At 62.7% G+C, this 17,333-nt stretch carries 14 protein-coding genes; 11 read left to right on the forward strand and 3 right to left on the reverse strand.

The window, feature by feature from the left end; genetic code table 11:
* The first annotated feature begins 2 nt into the window (after positions 1-2).
* From ACP15P_RS19865 to nanR, 11 genes are all read left to right on the forward strand, one after another.
* Entirely contained in the window at positions 3-1,529 is a 1,527-nt protein-coding gene (locus ACP15P_RS19865; protein ID WP_424930225.1) for an aldehyde dehydrogenase family protein, read from the forward strand.
* A gap of 90 nt (positions 1,530-1,619) precedes the next feature.
* Positions 1,620-2,828, forward strand: a complete 1,209-nt coding sequence (locus ACP15P_RS19870; RefSeq protein WP_424930276.1) for an ABC transporter substrate-binding protein — start codon at positions 1,620-1,622, stop codon at positions 2,826-2,828.
* 103 nt (positions 2,829-2,931) lie between these two features.
* Positions 2,932-3,828 carry a carbohydrate ABC transporter permease gene (locus tag ACP15P_RS19875; RefSeq protein WP_424930226.1) on the forward strand — a complete coding sequence of 299 codons (897 nt, stop codon included), beginning with the start codon at positions 2,932-2,934 and terminating at the stop codon, positions 3,826-3,828.
* Complete coding sequence (locus tag ACP15P_RS19880; protein WP_424930227.1) at positions 3,828-4,706, forward strand: carbohydrate ABC transporter permease; 879 nt, start codon at positions 3,828-3,830, stop codon at positions 4,704-4,706. The genes ACP15P_RS19875 and ACP15P_RS19880 overlap by 1 nt, the downstream gene beginning before the upstream one ends.
* A gap of 52 nt (positions 4,707-4,758) precedes the next feature.
* Entirely contained in the window at positions 4,759-5,871 is a 1,113-nt protein-coding gene (locus tag ACP15P_RS19885) for an ABC transporter ATP-binding protein (protein ID WP_424930228.1), read from the forward strand.
* A complete protein-coding gene (locus tag ACP15P_RS19890; RefSeq protein WP_424930229.1) occupies positions 5,868-7,367 on the forward strand; it encodes a GMC oxidoreductase in 1,500 nt (499 codons plus the stop codon). Before ACP15P_RS19885 ends, ACP15P_RS19890 begins: the two co-directional genes overlap by 4 nt.
* Entirely contained in the window at positions 7,364-8,122 is a 759-nt protein-coding gene (locus ACP15P_RS19895; protein ID WP_424930230.1) for a 3-ketoacyl-ACP reductase, read from the forward strand. Before ACP15P_RS19890 ends, ACP15P_RS19895 begins: the two co-directional genes overlap by 4 nt.
* Before the next feature lie 11 nt (positions 8,123-8,133).
* Positions 8,134-9,732, forward strand: coding sequence for a GMC family oxidoreductase (locus tag ACP15P_RS19900; RefSeq protein WP_424930231.1), 1,599 nt, complete (start codon positions 8,134-8,136; stop codon positions 9,730-9,732).
* On the forward strand, positions 9,729-10,058 hold the full coding sequence (locus ACP15P_RS19905; protein ID WP_424930232.1) for a Dabb family protein: 330 nt from the start codon (positions 9,729-9,731) through the stop codon (positions 10,056-10,058). The genes ACP15P_RS19900 and ACP15P_RS19905 overlap by 4 nt, the downstream gene beginning before the upstream one ends.
* Positions 10,059-10,063: 5 nt before the next feature.
* Positions 10,064-11,071, forward strand: a complete 1,008-nt coding sequence (locus tag ACP15P_RS19910; protein ID WP_424930233.1) for a LacI family DNA-binding transcriptional regulator — start codon at positions 10,064-10,066, stop codon at positions 11,069-11,071.
* Between the two features lie 179 nt (positions 11,072-11,250).
* On the forward strand, positions 11,251-11,988 hold the full coding sequence (gene nanR / locus ACP15P_RS19915) for a transcriptional regulator NanR (RefSeq protein ID WP_424930234.1): 738 nt from the start codon (positions 11,251-11,253) through the stop codon (positions 11,986-11,988).
* 109 nt (positions 11,989-12,097) lie between these two features.
* On the opposite strand, the gene ACP15P_RS19920 is transcribed toward nanR, so the two are convergent.
* From ACP15P_RS19920 to ACP15P_RS19930, 3 genes are read right to left on the reverse strand one after another with little or no spacing between them, the layout of a single operon-like run.
* Entirely contained in the window at positions 12,098-13,090 is a 993-nt protein-coding gene (locus ACP15P_RS19920; RefSeq protein ID WP_424930235.1) for a C45 family autoproteolytic acyltransferase/hydrolase, read from the reverse strand.
* A 23-nt stretch (positions 13,091-13,113) separates the two neighbouring features.
* Positions 13,114-14,574, reverse strand: coding sequence for a biotin carboxylase (locus tag ACP15P_RS19925; RefSeq protein ID WP_424930236.1), 1,461 nt, complete (start codon positions 14,572-14,574; stop codon positions 13,114-13,116).
* An 18-nt stretch (positions 14,575-14,592) separates the two neighbouring features.
* On the reverse strand, positions 14,593-17,331 hold the full coding sequence (locus ACP15P_RS19930) for an aminotransferase class I/II-fold pyridoxal phosphate-dependent enzyme (protein ID WP_424930237.1): 2,739 nt from the start codon (positions 17,329-17,331) through the stop codon (positions 14,593-14,595).
* Positions 17,332-17,333 lie beyond the last annotated feature (2 nt).

Genomic DNA, 17,333 nt, shown 5'->3' on the forward strand with positions numbered 1-17,333 from the left:
CCGTGCTGGATTTCAACGTGATGAGCGGCGCGGAAAGCGATGCCCCGCTGGAGCCGGTGGTCACCCGCCATTTTATCGACGGAAACTTCGTCGACAGTGCGGATGGCTCCACCACCGAACGCGTGTCACCGTCGCACGGCGTTGTGGTCAGCCGCTCGGCCAGGGGCGGGGAGGCCGAAACCGAAGCGGCGATTGCCGCGGCCCGGGCCGCCTTCGACGATGGCCGCTGGAGCCGGACTTCCGGCAAGGCCCGCGCCACGGTTCTCTTGCGCGTCGCGGATCTGATTGAGAAGAACGTCGAACGCTTCGCCCGGATCGAGACGCTCGAATCCGGCAAGCCGATTTCCCAGTCGCGCGGTGAGGTCGGCGGGGCCGCGGATCTGTGGCGCTATGCCGCATCGCTCGCGCGGACAAGCCATGGGGACAGTCACAACTCCCTTGGCGAGGACATACTGGGCGTGGTGCTGAAGGAGCCCATCGGCGTCGTGTCGATGATTACGCCGTGGAATTTCCCGTTCTGGATCCTGAGCCAGAAACTGCCCTTCGCACTCGCGGCCGGCTGCACCTGTGTCGTGAAGCCCTCGGAGTTCACGCCGTCGACGACCGCGATGCTGGCCGACCTGCTGATCGAGGCCGGTCTGCCCGCAGGGGTCTGCAACATCGTTCTGGGCTACGGCCAGCCGGTCGGCAGCCTGATGTCCTCCCACCCTGACGTCGACATGGTAACCTTCACCGGGTCCACGGCGGTCGGGAAACTGATCTCGGAGACGGCGGCGGATACCCTGAAAAAGGTGGCGCTCGAACTGGGCGGCAAAAACCCGCAGGTGATTTTCCCGGATGCGGACATTGAGAGCGCGGCCGATGCCGTGACGTTCGGGGTCTATTTCAACGTGGGCCAGTGCTGCAATTCCTCAAGCCGCATCATCGTGCATGAGGACATTGCCGACGACTTCGTCGCGCGGGTGGTGGAACTGTCGAAAAAAGTCGTGTTCGGCGACCCGATGAACCCCGACACCCAGGTCGGTGCGATTGTCACACCGGAACACAACGCCAAAATCGACGCGAGCGTGAAGGCCGCGGTGGAAGCCGGAGCCGAGGTCGTCCTGGGCGGTGGGCCGCTCGACGTGCCGGGCCTCGGGAACCAGTTCTACCAGCCCACGGTGATCCGTGGCGTGACACCGGACATGGCCATCGCCCGCGACGAGGTGTTTGGGCCCGTTCTGTCCGTCCTGACCTTCCGTGAGTTTGAGGAGGCCGTGCGGATTACCAACGACGCGACCTACGGGCTTTCTGCGGGCGTCTGGAGCGAAAACACCCACACCTGCCTCGATTTCGCCCGACGCGCCCATGCGGGAACGGTATGGACAAACACATGGATGGATGGTTTCCCTGAAATTGCCTTCGGCGGGATGCGGCAATCAGGGCAGGGACGCGAAATCGGCCGTTACGGTTTCGAGGAATTCCTTGGGGTCAAATCCCTCGTCATGCGGATTGGCCGCACACGGGAGCCTTGGGTGAATGCGTCCTGACACAACGGGTCGGGACGTAGCTAAAATCAAAATGGGAGAGAAAAAATGATCAATAAAACAACAGGGATTGCCACGGCGTTCGCCGTGCTGATGTCGACAGGTTCCGTGGTGCACGCCGCGGATGTGGAGGTGCTGCACTGGTGGACATCCGGTGGTGAGGCCGCCGCGCTCAACGTGCTGAAGGAGGACCTTGCGTCGCAGGATATCGGCTGGGTCGACATGCCCGTGGCCGGTGGCGGCGGTGAGGCCGCAATGACCACCCTGCGCGCCCGCGTCACCGCAGGTGACCCGCCGACCGCCGTGCAGATGCTGGGCTTCGACATCCAGGACTGGGCCGAGCAGGGCACACTTGGCAACCTCAACGACGTGGCCGAAGCCGAAGGCTGGGCCGACGTGGTGCCGGAAGCGCTCCAGGCGTTCTCCAAATATGACGGCAACTGGATCGCCGCGCCGGTGAACGTACACTCCACCAACTGGGTCTGGGCCAACAAGGCCATCCTCGATGAGCTTGGCATTGAGCAGCCCACCACCTGGGACGAGTTCGTGGCGGCCCTTCAGACCGTCCAGGATTCCGGCAAGGTTGCGCTCGGACATGGCGGCCAGGCCTGGCAGGACGCCACCATCTTTGACGGAGTTGTCATCACGGCCGGAGGCCCGGAATTCTACAAACAGGCGTTCATCGATCTCGACATCGACGCTCTCGGCTCCGAGACCATGGTTGAGGCCTTCAACCGCATGGACACCCTGCGCGGCTTCGTGGACGACAACTTCTCCGGCCGTGACTGGAACCTGGCCTCCGCCATGGTCATCAACGGCGAGGCGGCGTTCCAGCTGATGGGTGACTGGGCCAAGGGCGAGTTCCTGAACGCGGGCAAGGTTCCCGGTGAGGACTTCCTCTGCTTCCGCATGCCGGGAACCGAGGGTTCCGTAACCTTCAACTCCGACCAGTTCGCGATGTTCGACGTCTCCGACGACGATGCAAAAGCCGCCCAGGCCGCGATGGCCGCGTCCATCATGTCGCCGACCTTCCAGTCCGCCTTCAACGTGGTCAAGGGCTCCGTTCCGGCCCGCACCGACGTGCCGGACACGGATTTCGACGACTGCGGCAAAAAAGGCATGGTTGAACTGGCCGAGGCCGCAGAGGCCGGCACGCTCATGGGCTCCATGGCTCATGGCCACGCCAACCGCGCTGCCGTGAAAAACGCGATCTACGACGTTGTGACCGCGCATTTCAACGGCGAGTATGATGCCGAAACGGCTGCCGAGGAACTGGCAAACGCCGTCGAAGGCGCCATGTAATCCGTCCATCGGCGGGGAGGCGGCAATGACCGCCTCCCCACACTCCGCAACGGCTCCAGTCCCTATGGATTGAACAACCCGCATTTGCGGGAAAGGAGAAGTCATGGCCAACAGCAACACGCAGGCGGATTTCCGGACCCGGCTTCAGGACTGGATCCCAAAACTGGTGCTGTCCCCTTCGCTCGCGGCGATGCTCGTCTTCGTCTACGGGTTCATCGCCTTCACGGTCTATCTGAGCTTCACCGGCTCAAAGATGCTGCCGAAATACGACTGGATCGGTTTCGAGAACTACGCGAGGCTCTGGGGCCTGTCCCATTGGTGGACCGCAATCACCAATCTCGGCATTTTCGCATTTCTCTACATCACCATCTGCACCATCATTGGCCTCGGCCTGGCCATTTTCCTCGACCAGAAAATCCGCGGCGAGGGGATGCTGCGTCCCATCTATCTCTACCCCATGGCGCTGAGTTTCATCGTGACCGGCACCGCCTGGAAATGGATCATGGATCCAGGCATTGGCATTGAGAACACCATGCATCTCTGGGGCTGGGAAAGCTTCGAGTTTGGCTGGATCAAGGACCGCGACATGGCGATCTATACCGTCGTCATCGCCGCCGTCTGGCAAACCAGCGGCTTCGTCATGGCGATGTTTCTGGCCGGTTTGCGCGGCATCGACAATGAGATCCTCAAGGCCGCCCAGATCGACGGCGCCTCCAACTGGAATCTCTACCGCCGCATCGTCATCCCGCTTCTGCGACCCGCGTTCCTGTCGGCCTTCGTGATCCTCAGCCACCTCGCGGTGAAGTCCTATGACCTCATCATCGCGCTGACCGGCGGCGGACCAGGCCGCGCGACGGAACTGCCCGCGACGTTCATGTACTCCTACACCTTCACGCGAAACTCCATGGGGATCGGTGCGGCGAGTGCCGTGATCATGCTCATGACCATCGCGGCCATCATGACGCCGTATCTCTATGCCGAACTGAAGGAGAAAACCTGATGTCCGTGGCAACCCAGGATACCGCCGTTTCCACCGGCCGCATCACCCGCACTTTCATCTACCTTCTGCTGCTGCTCTTCGCGCTGTTCTATCTGATGCCGCTCTTCGTAATGGTGGCGAACTCGCTCAAGCCCCTGCCGGAGATTACCGGCGGCAACATGATGGCGCTGCCGCAGGACTGGACAATTGAGCCCTGGCTGCAGGCCTGGTCCTCGGCCCAGATAGGTGTGGAGCCCACGGGTCTCAAACCCTACTTCCTCAACTCCGTCCTGATGGTCGTGCCCGCCGTGGCAATCTCGACCGTGCTGGGCGCACTCAATGGCTACGTGCTGACCAAGTGGCGGTTCCGGGGCGACTCGATCCTGTTTGGCCTGATGCTGTTTTCCTGCTTCATTCCCTTCCAGATCGTTCTGATCCCGATGGCCATGATCCTCGGCAAGCTGGGACTGGCGGGGTCGATCCCCGGGCTCGTCCTCGTGCATGTGGTCTATGGCGTCGGGTTCACAACGCTCTACTACCGCAACTACTATGCCGCGTTCCCGACTGAACTGGTGCGGGCGGCGATGATCGATGGGGCGGGGTTCTTCCGCATCTTCTGGCGCATCATGCTGCCGGTCTCAGGGCCGATCACGGTGGTTTCCGTCATCTGGCAGTTCACCAACATCTGGAACGACTTCCTGTTCGGCGCCTCCTTCGGCGGCCAGAGCCAGCCGATGACCGTGGCGCTGAACAACCTCGTTCAGTCATCAACGGGCGTGAAGGAATACAACGTCCACTTCGCGGGCGCGATCCTCGCGGCTCTGCCAACACTGCTCGTTTACATCGTCGCGGGCCGCTACTTCGTGCGCGGACTGATGGCCGGCAGCGTGAAAGGGTAGGGCGATGCACAACAATATCACAGCCACCGGCAACACGGATGGAGACAGGTAAATGGGTTTTCTCGACATCTCGAACGTCACCAAGTCCTACGGAACCGTCGAAGTTCTCCACCGCGTGGACATCTCGATTGAGGAGGGCGAGTTCCTGGTCCTCGTAGGCCCGTCGGGCTGCGGCAAATCGACGCTGCTGAACATGATCGCGGGGCTGGAGAACATCACCTCCGGCGAGGTCTCCATCAAGGGCCGCGTGGTCAATGGCGTGCATCCCTCGAAGCGCAACATCGCGATGGTGTTCCAAAGCTACGCCCTCTACCCGAACATGACGGTCGGGCAGAACATGACCTTCGGGCTTGAGATGCACGGCGTGCCAAAACCCGAGCGGGACAGGGCCCTGAAAGAGGTCGCTGCCCTGTTGCAGATCGAGCAGCTTCTCGACCGCAAGCCAAGCCAGCTTTCCGGCGGCCAGCGCCAGCGCGTCGCGATGGGCCGGGCGCTGGTGCGCGATCCGGACGTGTTCCTCTTCGACGAGCCGCTGTCGAACCTCGACGCAAAACTGCGCGTCGACATGCGGACCGAGATCAAGAAGCTGCATGAGAAGCTGAAAACCACCATCGTCTACGTGACCCACGACCAGATCGAGGCGCTGACCCTGTCGACCCGCATCGCGGTGATGAACCAGGGCTACGTGCAGCAGCTCGGCACGCCGAAGGAGATCTACGACACCCCCGCCAACGTCTTCGTGGCAACCTTCATGGGCAGCCCCGCGATGAACGTCCTGCCCGCCCGCGTGGCCGTGCGCGACGGGGTCCCGAACGCCGTTGTGCGCGATGCGGATGGCAATGAGCAGCTCCTGCCATTCAGCCAAGCCAACCTGGCATCCCGTGACGGCCAGGACATCCTGCTCGGCATTCGTCCGGAGGCCATCACCGACCCGGATGGAGCGGATCGCAAGTCGTCGAATGTGGTGCCGCTGGAAAACCGGGTTGGCGTCACGGAACCGGCCGGGTCGGATACCTTCGTTACCATGACCCTCGGCGGTAAGGACGCCATCGCCCGGATGCGCGCCGACGTTACCGTGCGGGCAGGGGACACCTTTGGCTTTGCCGTCAACATGGAGAAGGCCGTGGCCTTCGATCCCAAAACGGAAGAGCGCATCGAGCCGTGACGAAACCGGATGTCCTCATTATCGGTTCGGGTATGGGCGGGGCCACACTGGCCGCCGCCCTGGCCCCTTCGGGTCGGAACATTCTGATCCTGGAACGTGGCGAACGGCTGGAGCCCTCGCCACGGGACCGCGATGCGACATCCATTTTCATCGATGGCTGCTTCCGCCCGGATGAGCAGTGGCTCGACGGCAGTGGCAAGCCCTTCAACCCCGGCAATTACTACTATGCCGGGGGCAACTCGAAATTCTTTGGTGCGGTTATGCTGCGCTACCGGGCTGAGGACTTTGAGCCGCTTCAGCATGTGGAGGGCGCGACCCCTGGCTGGCCGTTTTCCTATGACGAGCTGGAACCCTTCTACCAGAAGGCCGAGGATCACTACCGCATACGTGGCGCCCTCGGTGAGGATCCCACGGAGCCGCCACATTCCGGCACATACCCGTTCCCGCCCGTGCCGGACGAGCCGACCATTGCGGACCTGCGCGCCAGGCTGAGTGGGGTGGGTCTGCACCCATCCTCCCTGCCGCTTGGTGTCGATATCGACCACTGGCTCGCCCACGGCCTGACCACCTGGGACGCCTACCCGGACACCTGCGGCGGCAAGATGGACGCGGAAACGGTCTCCCTGAATGAGGCGCTGCAGTACCCCAACGTAACCCTGCAGACCGGAAGCCTGGTTAGACGCATCGTCGCGGATGAGGCGGGGAAAATCGCCGGCGTTGAGATCGATCGCAACGGTCAGGCCGAGACCATTGAGGCCGGCATCACGGTTCTGTCCGCCGGGGCGGTACAGTCCGCCGCGCTGCTGCTCGCCTCACAGGACGCGAACAATCCCAACGGTCTTGCCAATTCGTCCGACCAGGTCGGGCGCAATTTCATGAACCACAACACTTCAGCCGTGATCGCCATCCGTCCGCTGCGCAAAAACACGTCGGTCTATCAGAAGACCCTGATGGTCAACGATTTCTACCTGCGCGGCGGCCCGGATGACCGGCCCATGGGCAACATCCAGCTTCTGGGCAAAATCACCGAACCGATCCTCGCGGCCAACACAAATCTTCCCCGGCCGCTGGTGCGCTGGATCACTGACCGGTCGATTGACCTCTACGCCATGTCCGAGGATCTGCCCAACCCCGAAAGCCGCGTGACCCTGCGCGACGGGCGGATCGTGCTGGACTGGAAACAGTCGAATTTTGCCGCGCATAACGCGCTGGTCGTGAGGCTGAAGAAACTGCTGCGCCAGGCGGGCTATCCAATTGTTCTGTCGCGCCCGTTCGACCGCCGCACGCCCTCGCACCAGTGCGGCACGGCCCGTATGGGGCATGATCCCCGCGCCAGCGTCGTTGACCCGTTCGGCCGGTCCCATGACCACCCGAACCTGTTCATCGCCGACGCCTCCACATTGCCGACCTCCGCAGCGGTCAATCCCGCACTCACCGTCGCGGCCCTGTCCCTGCGCATGGCGGACCATATCCTGGAAAAGGATTTTGCCACATGACACGAACCGCACTCATCACCGGCGGTCAAAGCGGCATTGGCTTTGGCATCGCCCGTTCCCTCGCCGCCGAGGGCTTCAGCGTGGCCATCGCCTCCCTGCCGCCCGCCGACGATCCGGCGGTGGCCGGGGCGCTTGAGGAACTGGGCCCGAACGCCCGATACTTTCAGCATGACGTCGCCCAGGTGGACCGCGCCGCCGCGCTTCTCGATACGGTTGAGGCCGAACTGGGGCCGGTCACGACCTTCGTCTGCAACGCCGGTGTCTCCTGCCGTATCCGGGGCGACATGCTCGACCTCGTGCCGGAGAATTTCGATTTCGTCATGGGCGTGAACCTGCGCGGCGCGTTCTTCCTGGCCCAGGAGGTCGCGCGCCGGATGCAGGACATGGAGACCGGCGACTACCGCTCAATCGTTTTCATCACCTCCGTGAACGCCGAAATGGTCTCCATTGAGCGTTCGGAATACTGCCTGTCGAAGGCAGGGGCCGCCATGATGGCCCGCCTGTTCAGCGTCCGTCTCGCGCCGCTTGGCATCGGTGTCTACGAGCTGCGCCCCGGCATCATCGCTACCGACATGACCGCCGTTGTCGGCGACAAATATACCGCCCGCATCGAGGACGGTCTCGTTCCCGCCATGCGCTGGGGCCAGCCGATGGATATCGGCCAGATCGCCGTGCCCCTGGCCAAAGGCGAAATGGCGTTTGCCACCGGTGCCGTCATCCCGGTCGATGGCGGTCTGTCCATACCAAGGCTCTGAAGAGGTCAGCCATGCAGAAATCATACGATTTTATCGTAATCGGAGGAGGCTCCGCCGGATCGATTGTCGCCGCCAGGCTCACCGAGGATCCCGCCGTCAACGTCCTGCTGCTGGAGGCGGGCGGGCGCGACCGGCATCCCTTCTACCACCTGCCGGCGGGCTTTGCGAAGATGACCAAGGGCATTGGAAGCTGGGGCTGGGAAACCGTGCCGCAGCGGCACATGCGCGAAAAGGTGTTCCGCTTCACCCAGGCCAAGGTGATCGGCGGCGGCTCCGCGATCAACGCGCAGGTCTATACCCGTGGCAACGCGCTCGACTACGACGAATGGCGCCAGATGGGCTGCACCGGCTGGAGCTACGCCGACGTTCTGCCGTATTTCCGCAAGAGCGAGGACAACGACACGTTTGAGAATGAATACCACGGCAAGGGTGGCCCGGTCGGTGTCAGCCGCCCCTCCGCGCCCCTGCCGATTTGCGATGCGTTTTTCGAGGCGGCGGGTCAGCTCGGCATCCCCCGCAACCACGACATCAACGGCGTGAAACAGGACGGCGTCACCTTCTACCAGCTGACCCAGCGCAACGCGCGTCGCTCCTCCGCCGCCATGGCCTTCCTCGCGCCCAACAGCAACCGGCCCAACCTGACCGTCCGTACGGAGGCCCAGGTGCGCAGGCTGGTGGTCGAAAAGGGCCGCGCCACCGGTGTCGAAATGATGGATGGCGAGAAAATCACCGCAGGGCAGGAGGTCGTGCTCAGTTCCGGCGCCATCGGTTCACCGCGTCTGCTGCAACTCTCGGGCATCGGCCCCGCAGAACACCTGGACGGGCTAGGCATTGATGTGGTCTTCGACAAGGCCCAGATCGGTGAGAACCTCCAGGACCACCTGGACCTCTACTGTATCTGCGAACTGAAAGGCCCCTACAGCTACGACCGTTACGCCAAACCCCACTGGGCCGCACTCGCCGGTTTGCAGTATCTCCTCACCCGCAAGGGGCCGGTCGCGTCCTCGCTGTTTGAAACCGGCGGGTTCTGGTACGCCGATCAGGACGCCCGGTCCCCGGATCTGCAGATGCATCTCGGTCTTGGCACCGGTATCGAACACGGGGTTGCCGCCATGGCCCAGGGTGGCGTGACGCTGAACTCCTGCTACCTGCGGCCCCGCTCGCGCGGCACCGTGCGGCTGCAAAGCGCCGATCCGGCCAGCGCCCCGTTGATTGACCCGAACTACCTCTCCGACCCGCGCGACCGGGAACTGTCCATCGAGGGCGTGAAACTGACGCAGAAAATTCTCTCCCAGGATGCGCTTAAACCCTACATCCTGGCCGAGCGTCTGCCGGGTCCGGACGTGAAAACCGACGACGACTATTTTGACTACATCTGCCAGCACTCCAAAACCGCCCACCACGCCGCCGGCACCTGCCGCATGGGACCGGATGATGAGGCCGTGGTGGACGAGCGCCTGCGCTTCAAGGGCATCGAGGGCTTGCGCATTGTCGACAACTCGATCATGCCCCGTGTCGTGTCCTCCAACACCAACGCGGCCGCGATGATGATTGGCGAAAAGGGCGCCGACTTGATCAGGGCCGACAACGGCACGGGAGCCAGCGCATGATCCGCCACATCGTTCTGATCCGGTTTAAACCGGAGCTTGAGGACAGCGAAATCGCCGACATCTGGACGCAGCTTCACGCGATCCGCTCCGAGGTTCCCGGAGTGCTCTCGATCACCTCCGGCAAAAGCGAAAGCCCGGAAAAGATCGAACGCGGCTACATGCACGGCTTCGTGGTCGACTTCACCGACTGGGACGCGCTGGAGGCCTACCAGGTCCACCCCGACCACAAACGCCTCGGCGCGCGTCTCGTGGAAAACGCGGTCGGTGGCATCGACGGCATTCTGGTGTTTGACCTTCCGGTCGAAGGGCAGGGCGGAGAGGGCTAAAGGTCATGGAGCGCAGACCGACCATCATCGACGTCGCCAAAAAGGCCGGGGTGTCCAAATCCACCGTCAGCCTCGTTCTGCGCAACAGCCCCGCCGTCCGCGAGGAAACCCGCGTGCAGGTGCGTGAGGCGATGGAGGCGATCGGCTACGTCTACAACCGCGCCGCCGCCACCATGCGCAGCGCCAATACCGGTCTGGTTGGACTGGTCATCAACGATCTGCGCAACCCGTTTTTCACCGAGTTCGCCACCTCCCTGCAGATGGCACTCGCCGCCAACGGCTATGCCGCCGTGGTCGCCAATACCGACGAGGACCCGGCGCTTCAGGCCCAGGTCGTCGGCGCGATGATTGAGCACGGTGTCGCCGCGCTGATCATTTCCCCTGCCTATGGTGACGTGGAGCGCAGTTTTGAGCCTGTCGCCCGGTCAGGCGTGCCCACCATGCAGGTTCTGCGCCAGGTGGAGCCGCGCACCGATCTCTTTCCCTTCGCCGCGCCGAACTATTCCGAGGGTGGCCGTGCCGCGACCCGGCACCTGCTGGAGGCCGGCGCCCGCCGCATCGCCTTTGTTGGCGGTCTGGAGGGCCGGGACGTTACCCGCGAGCGCATGGAGGGCTACTGCGCCGTCCTGGCGGAAGCAGGCATTGAGCCCATCGTTTTGAACGGCCGCTCCACGCGACAGTTCGGCCTCGATGCCTTCGACAGGCTTCAGGACCAGTACCCCGACTGCGACGCGGCGCTCTGCTTCAATGATCTCGTGGCGCTCGGTATGATCGCCAGGTGCAACGAGAAGCGGATCGACGTCGGCACGGGGTTCCGCATCGTTGGCTTCGACGACATCGAGGAAAGCGCCCATTCCTGGCCGACACTGTCCACCGTCCGCTGCGACGTGGCCGCGTTTGGCCGTGAAATTGCCGATACCGTGCTGGCCTGGCTCGAAAACGGCACGGCTCCGCCACCGGAGACCCGGCGCGACGTAAACCTGATCATTCGCGGCTCCAGCGCAGGGGCCTGACCGTCCAACCGGAATTGTTACACAAATTCTGTGGAAATCAGGTCATTATGACAGTATACCACTTCCTGTCCGCCTTCCGCCCGAGGGTCGCTGAAAAATTACCTTTTGCGATTTGTTCGGGGCCGGGAGGTCGGGTAATACAGTAACCGGATCAGAGCTGTTTCAGGAAGGCTCCAAACGTGTCGACGCCACCGCTCCCGATCAAACGCCGCAAACTCAGTGATGAGGTCAAGGAACGCATCCTTGAAACCATCCAGCGCGATGCCCTGGGACCTGGCGACATCCTGCCATCCGAGCGTGAGTTGATGAGCCTCTACGGCGTCGGCCGCCCGGCCATCCGCGAGGCGATGCAGGCGCTCCAGGGCAGCGGTCTGATCGAGGTGCGCCACGGCGAAAGGCCCCGTGTGGCCGAGGCGTCAATGGACGGGGTTCTCGAACAGATGAACCTGTCCATGAAGCACATCCTGTCCCATTCCGGCGCCACGCTTGAACAGCTCAAGGAGGCGCGCCTGACCTTCGAGACCTATCTCGTCGGCCGCGCCGCCCTTGAACGCTCGGAGGCCGATCTGGTCACATTGCGCGAGGCCATGGACCAGCAGCGCGCGGCCCGTGACATCCCCGCGGAGTTCATGAAATTAGACGGCAGAGTCCACGAGGTCATCGCTGGCATCCCCGGCAACCCGCTCTATGCCGCGGTCAGCAGCGCCATCTTCGGCTGGCTTGCCGTGTTCCATGTGGGCAGCGTCCGCCGCCCTGGGCTTGAGGACCTGACCCTTGAAGAACATGACATCATCTTCGCCGCCATCCGCGACCGCGACGCCCGCGCCGCCAAGGAGGCCATGATCCGCCACCTCACGCGCAGCAACACCCTCTACGACCAGTCCAACGCCCGCCCGGACCCGGTACAGGGGACGTAGGAAGTTCTTTTCACCTATAACGCCGGTTATGTTATTAAACGTTGGGAAAGGCCCACGGTTTTTCTACCGCTCGCGGTGAGCCGTGCGGGGGGTTCCCGCTCGAAGGAAATCAGGCACCCTTGCGCCGTACCACATCCGGGGTGTGGATCACCCTCATGTCCTCGACGAAATTGTCGATATGGAACGGCCACACCGCCTTGGGCCAGCGCAACTCCATTTCGCCCTTCGACGGGCGGTACACGGCGGTGAACAGCGTGCCGAAACCCCGGTCAAACGCCGTGGAATAGAGCGGCGGTTTCAGAAACGCGCCGATAAACTTCTCTTCCGGCTCCACGTGCAGCGTCAGCCGCTGCAGCAGAAACCGCTCGCGCTCCACCGTCGCGGTCATGCGGGCATGGGCCGACCATTCCACCCGGCTCTGGTGGTTGGTGGCCACGGCGGCATGGGTGATTTCGGTCGGCCGGTCCGGCGCCATGTAGGCCGTCAGATACCGCCGCCGTTTGTCCACCACCGTCACGTTGTAGCTCATGTGCGTGGGCACCCGCACCAGCACCTTTTCGGCTTCCGCCGTGGTCTCGCAGGTCTGCAAAACATAGCGCAGGATCAGCGGCACGCCGAACCCGTCGCCCACGATCTGCCGCCCGCCAAAGGTCAGGGAGACCGCCAGCCCGGCATCGTTCATGCCATCGACCAGCCCCCACATGCCGTCACTCGTGCCCATGACCTTGCGGCCCTGCCAGGCGGTGTGGAGCAGGATGCTGTCAAAGGCCCGCGCGTCGTAATCATAGTTGCGCACCAGCACGGGTTTCGCCCCCGGCCAGATCCCCTGGGAACAGCCCGACAGGTATGGCGGCGGACAGTAGAAACTCAGAAACCGGGCGGCATGGTCACTTCCGCCCGCCAGATCCGACAGCTGCTCATGCAGCGGCACAAGCTCCGGCATGTACTGCTTGAGCGCCTTGATGCTTTCCCAGTAGGTCGCGCGCGCATGTTCGCCCTTCCGCAGCCACCAGCGGTGATAGGCCGGCCACAGACCTTGGAAAAGCCCGGCCCATTTGGGACCAGGCTCCGCCTCGCTTACGGCCCGCCACAAAACTTCCATGTCTCGCGTCCGGTTGTTGCGCCCTACATGATCTTGAAGGCGGGATCAGCCACCGCAGGACCGGCCTCAGCCACCGGCAACGGCTTCGCGGAGAAGCTCTGCTTGATGCCGTGAATCCAGCGTTTCGCCCGCTCGTTGAGCTTGAAGCCCGGCGTCATGGACCGGCCCCGCGTCACGAGAATACCGAGATCCGCGCCCTCATACCGGTAATCGCCCGGTGCCAGAATGCGCAGGAAAAACGCCTCGTTCTCGCTCTCAACCGCACGGCGGTGATAGTCGAAGCGGTCGAACACCACGCGGCCATCCTCCAGCATCTTGTAGATGCCGGTCTCCGGCGCATCGGTGACAATATCCACGTTGTCCTCGGTGTGCTTGATCACCATCTGCGACCAGCCGTCGATCATCTCCGGGTCGGACCAGCGGGCGTTCAGCTCCTCCACATCGAGGTTGAACGGCTTCTTCGAGAATTCCAGCAGATGGAACAGGAACAGCGGCGCATCCGCATGGGCAAAGGCCGCATGGTTGGTCATGGAGGACGCGCCCGTGATGCGCGGGTTCAGCTCTCCGAGCCAGATTTCGCCGGATTTCTTCTCAATGAGGAAGTCGAGCTCGAAATAGCCACGATACCCCTCCTTGCGCAGCTGCTCACCGAATTTGAAGGTCAGTTCACGGGCCTTCGCACGGGTCTTCGGCGGGAAGGCGGTGGAGAAAATCTCGTTGCCGCACCAGCCGCCGCGATAGGGTGTCAGTTCGTTGAAACCCACCAGCTCCGTCATCAGCGGGCCAACGATCGTGCCCTCCTTGGTGGCGCAGGCCTCAATGGCCGATCCGCGGCAGTCGATCCGCTTCATGATCTTGATCTCGCCCTCTCCGACGATCTCATGCTCATGCCGCCGGAAATCCGCCTCCGACTTGATGAAGAACGTGGTGTGGCCGCTGTCGCCAAACGCCGACTGCAACACCAGGTCGTGGCCGATCCCGGCCTTCTCGCAGGTCGCGCGCAGATCCTCGTAATCCTTGACCTCGGCCAGCACGTTCGGCACCGACGGCACGCCCGCCTTGTTGCCGATCCGCACGGTCTCGATCTTGTTGTCCATGCTCGTGCGCAGTTTCGCCTTCGGGAACCAGACCTCTGCGCCCAGTTCCTTCGACAGCCGCTCGGTCTCCTCGTCGAACATCAGGAACACAAATTTCGGCTTGCCGCCGCGCCGCTTGATGAGGTCGATGACCTCCTTGTGCTGGAGCAGATAGTTGTTGATGTCCTCGATCGACTGGAATTCGGCATGGGGCTGCTCGGACGGGCAGAACGTGTTCGGATGCCGACCGTCATAGCAGTCGATATAGCAGATGTACTTGAAGTTCTTGGCCCACTCGTCAAGGCCAAGGAGATTGAAGTTGGTCGCGGAAATAAAATAGATCGGATCAGAGTTGGTATGAAAATACCGACGGATCTCCGAGATGTTTCTGAGTACCTTTTTGGGCATTCCGACCCCTCCGTGTTGCTAGCTTGCTGTCTGTGCAGTTTTCTTTTCGACGAGCCCGTTCAGGGCCTCGGTAGTAAACACGCGCAGCCCCAGATCGGGCCGGTAGCCGTGGATCTCGTTCACGTCCAGCGCGCGCATGAACGCCAGAATCTCCTCGCTCACGACCTGGCCTGGCACCAGGATCGGGAAGCCCGGCGGGTAGGGAATGATGAAGGACGCCGACACAACCTCGCGCCCGCTCTCCATCGCCTGCCGGACCGAACCGTTCAGTTCAAGGTAGTCGCAGTTCGCCTCATCATAGCTGAGGAAGAACGCCGACCGGATGTCGCCCTCGCCGGTGACCGGATCGGCCTCGAACGCCGGATGGAACCGGCTGAAATCCGGCAGGGGCGGCAGGTCGTGCATCAGGTTCTTGACCCGGTTCTCGAAGGCGCGTTTCTCCATCAGCGAGGCGTCACCGTCCAGTTCGTCGAGCGACTTCGCGATCTCCACCAGAACCTCGATCAGATACGCCACCGATGACCGCGTCGTACCGATATTAGTCATGAACAGAACGGTGTTCCGCGAGGTTTTGTTGATCTGGATGCCGTAGCGATCCATCAGGATCTTGGTCTTGAACGTGTCACCGTCCCAGCCGGTGCCCCCGACCGCCAGCGTCACCCGCGTGGGATCAAGCACAAACTCGTCCTTCTCCCAGCACTCGAAATAATCGGTCCAGCCCTGCTCCTGGCTGTAATAGCTCTCCACCCCGGTCTCGCGATGGGCCTCGGGGATCATGTCGCCCGAGGTCAGAACCTTGAAGTATTTCGCGAGCAGCGGATGGGTCGCAATCGCCCGCCGCATGGACATGGCCGCCTCAAGCTGACGCTGGACGAACTCAAACCCTTCCAGTTCAACCTGACGCCGCCCCACATCGAGCGACGCGATAATCTGATAGTTCGGCGAGGTCGACGTGTGCGTCATGTAGGCCTCGTGGAAGCTCTGCTCCACTTCGCCCTTAAAGTCCTGGTCGTTCACATGGATCATCGATCCCTGCCGCAGGGATGTCAGCGTCTTGTGTGTGGACTGCGTCGTGTAGACCCGCACCCGCGCATCGGGCGGCGGGATCAGCCGGGTGTTGATGAGCGTCTCGTGATCCGCGCCGTCCAGTTCCGCCTGCTGCGCCTCCCAGGCTTTCGCATGGGCCTCGGATTTCAGTCGCGCGCGCAGCACGTTGGCCGCGTTCATGCCCGTGCGCTGGCGATAGACCGGACCGAAGCGGGCGAAGGCAAACCAGGCCTCATCCCAGAGAAAGATCAGATCCGGCTTGATCGCCAGACATTCCTCCATGACCCGCTCAACGTTGTAGACGATGCCGTCAAACGTGCAGTTGGTCAGCAGAAGCATCCGCACCTGGTCAAGCTTGCCCGCGGCCTTCAGCTTCAGCAGCTTTTCCTTGATCTCCGACAGCGGCACCGCGCCATACATCGAGTATTCGTTGAGCGGATAGCTGTCGATGTAACGCACCTGCGCCCCGGCCAGCACCATGCCGTAATGGTGCGACTTGTGGCAGTCCCGGTCCACCAGCACGATATCCCCAGGCCGGACCAGCGCCTGCACCACGATCTTGTTACAGGTCGAGGTGCCGTTGGTGGCAAAAAACGTCTGCCGCGAGCCGAAGGCCCGGCTGGCAAGTTCCTGCGCCTCCTTGATCGGCCCGTGCGGCTCCAGCAGACTGTCGAGCCCGCCCGACGTGGCCGAGGTCTCCGCCAGGAAGATGTTCGGCCCGTAAAACGCGCCCATGTCCTGGATCCAGTGCGACCGCGAGATCGACTTGCCCCGGCTGATCGGCATGGCGTGAAACACGCCTGTCGGCTGTTTCGAGTATTCCTTGAGTGCGGTAAAGAAAGGCGTCTTGAACCTGGCCTGAACCCCGCGCAGGATATTCAGGTGCAGTTCCAGGAAATCCTCCTGGTTGTAGAACACCCGGCGACAGATGCCGAGGTCCATGCCCGCAATCGCCTCAACCGACCGCTCCGTCACCAGATAGGCGTCCAGTTCCGGGCGCACCTTGGCCACAAGGCGGCAAAGCTCCGGCCCGTAATTCTCCGGCTCCATCGCGTCCAGATCCTCATCCGATCCGGCCTGGTTGATGTAGCGGTGCAGCAGCGGCAGATCGAATTTCGATTCCATCCGCAGGCCCGGCCGCACGATGATTGCCTGAATGTTGTGGTTAAACAGAACCGCGATCAGCGCGTCCTGCAAACTCGGCACCACCACCGGCTCATAGGTGAACGCGTCCTCTGCACGGCGCATGGAGGTGATGTTGTTGCGGATCCAGCGTTCCTGGTGCTCGTTCACGTCATCGACGATCAGAACCTCAAAGTAGGGTTTCTGAAGGGCCCGGCTTTCGAGCGACTGCATCGCCTCATCGTCATGGTCCTCACTGTCGGCCCCGTCCCGGTCGAGCGGAATGTGCCGCCGCCGGTAGGCGCCGGTGGTCAGACCGCGCGTGGCCCGGTGCACTGCATAGGCCACATCGTCATAGCTGCCGTGATCGAACTGCCGCCGGATGTGGTCGAAGGCCTGCATGCCTGGAAACGCCCAGTAGGGTTCAATCACCTCCAGGGACTCGAACAGGTCATGGATTTCCTGTTTCACCTGTGCGGCGCGTTTGCCCTGCGGATTGCGCGCAAAGCTCCTTGTCCTCTCGCGCAGACTGCTCCAGCGATCCGCGCGCAGCTGGATCGCCGAGTAGTAGTCACTCACGTCCTGCATGA

It is taken from the genome of Amaricoccus tamworthensis (genome assembly GCF_049800875.1).
Taxonomy (GTDB): domain Bacteria; phylum Pseudomonadota; class Alphaproteobacteria; order Rhodobacterales; family Rhodobacteraceae; genus Amaricoccus; species Amaricoccus tamworthensis.

Bases quoted from the DNA above. Each gene is read 5' to 3' on its own strand.
- ACP15P_RS19870 (WP_424930276.1), top strand. From the start codon at position 1,620: ATGTCGACAGGTTCCGTGGTGCACGCCGCGGATGTGGAGGTGCTGCAC.
- ACP15P_RS19875 (WP_424930226.1), top strand. From the start codon at position 2,932: ATGGCCAACAGCAACACGCAGGCGGATTTCCGGACCCGGCTTCAGGAC.
- ACP15P_RS19880 (WP_424930227.1), top strand. From the start codon at position 3,828: ATGTCCGTGGCAACCCAGGATACCGCCGTTTCCACCGGCCGCATCACC.
- ACP15P_RS19885 (WP_424930228.1), top strand. From the start codon at position 4,759: ATGGGTTTTCTCGACATCTCGAACGTCACCAAGTCCTACGGAACCGTC.
- ACP15P_RS19895 (WP_424930230.1), top strand. From the start codon at position 7,364: ATGACACGAACCGCACTCATCACCGGCGGTCAAAGCGGCATTGGCTTT.
- ACP15P_RS19900 (WP_424930231.1), top strand. From the start codon at position 8,134: ATGCAGAAATCATACGATTTTATCGTAATCGGAGGAGGCTCCGCCGGA.
- ACP15P_RS19905 (WP_424930232.1), top strand. From the start codon at position 9,729: ATGATCCGCCACATCGTTCTGATCCGGTTTAAACCGGAGCTTGAGGAC.
- ACP15P_RS19910 (WP_424930233.1), top strand. From the start codon at position 10,064: ATGGAGCGCAGACCGACCATCATCGACGTCGCCAAAAAGGCCGGGGTG.
- ACP15P_RS19920 (WP_424930235.1), bottom strand. From the start codon at position 13,090: ATGGAAGTTTTGTGGCGGGCCGTAAGCGAGGCGGAGCCTGGTCCCAAA.
- ACP15P_RS19925 (WP_424930236.1), bottom strand. From the start codon at position 14,574: ATGCCCAAAAAGGTACTCAGAAACATCTCGGAGATCCGTCGGTATTTT.
- ACP15P_RS19930 (WP_424930237.1), bottom strand. From the start codon at position 17,331: ATGCAGGACGTGAGTGACTACTACTCGGCGATCCAGCTGCGCGCGGAT.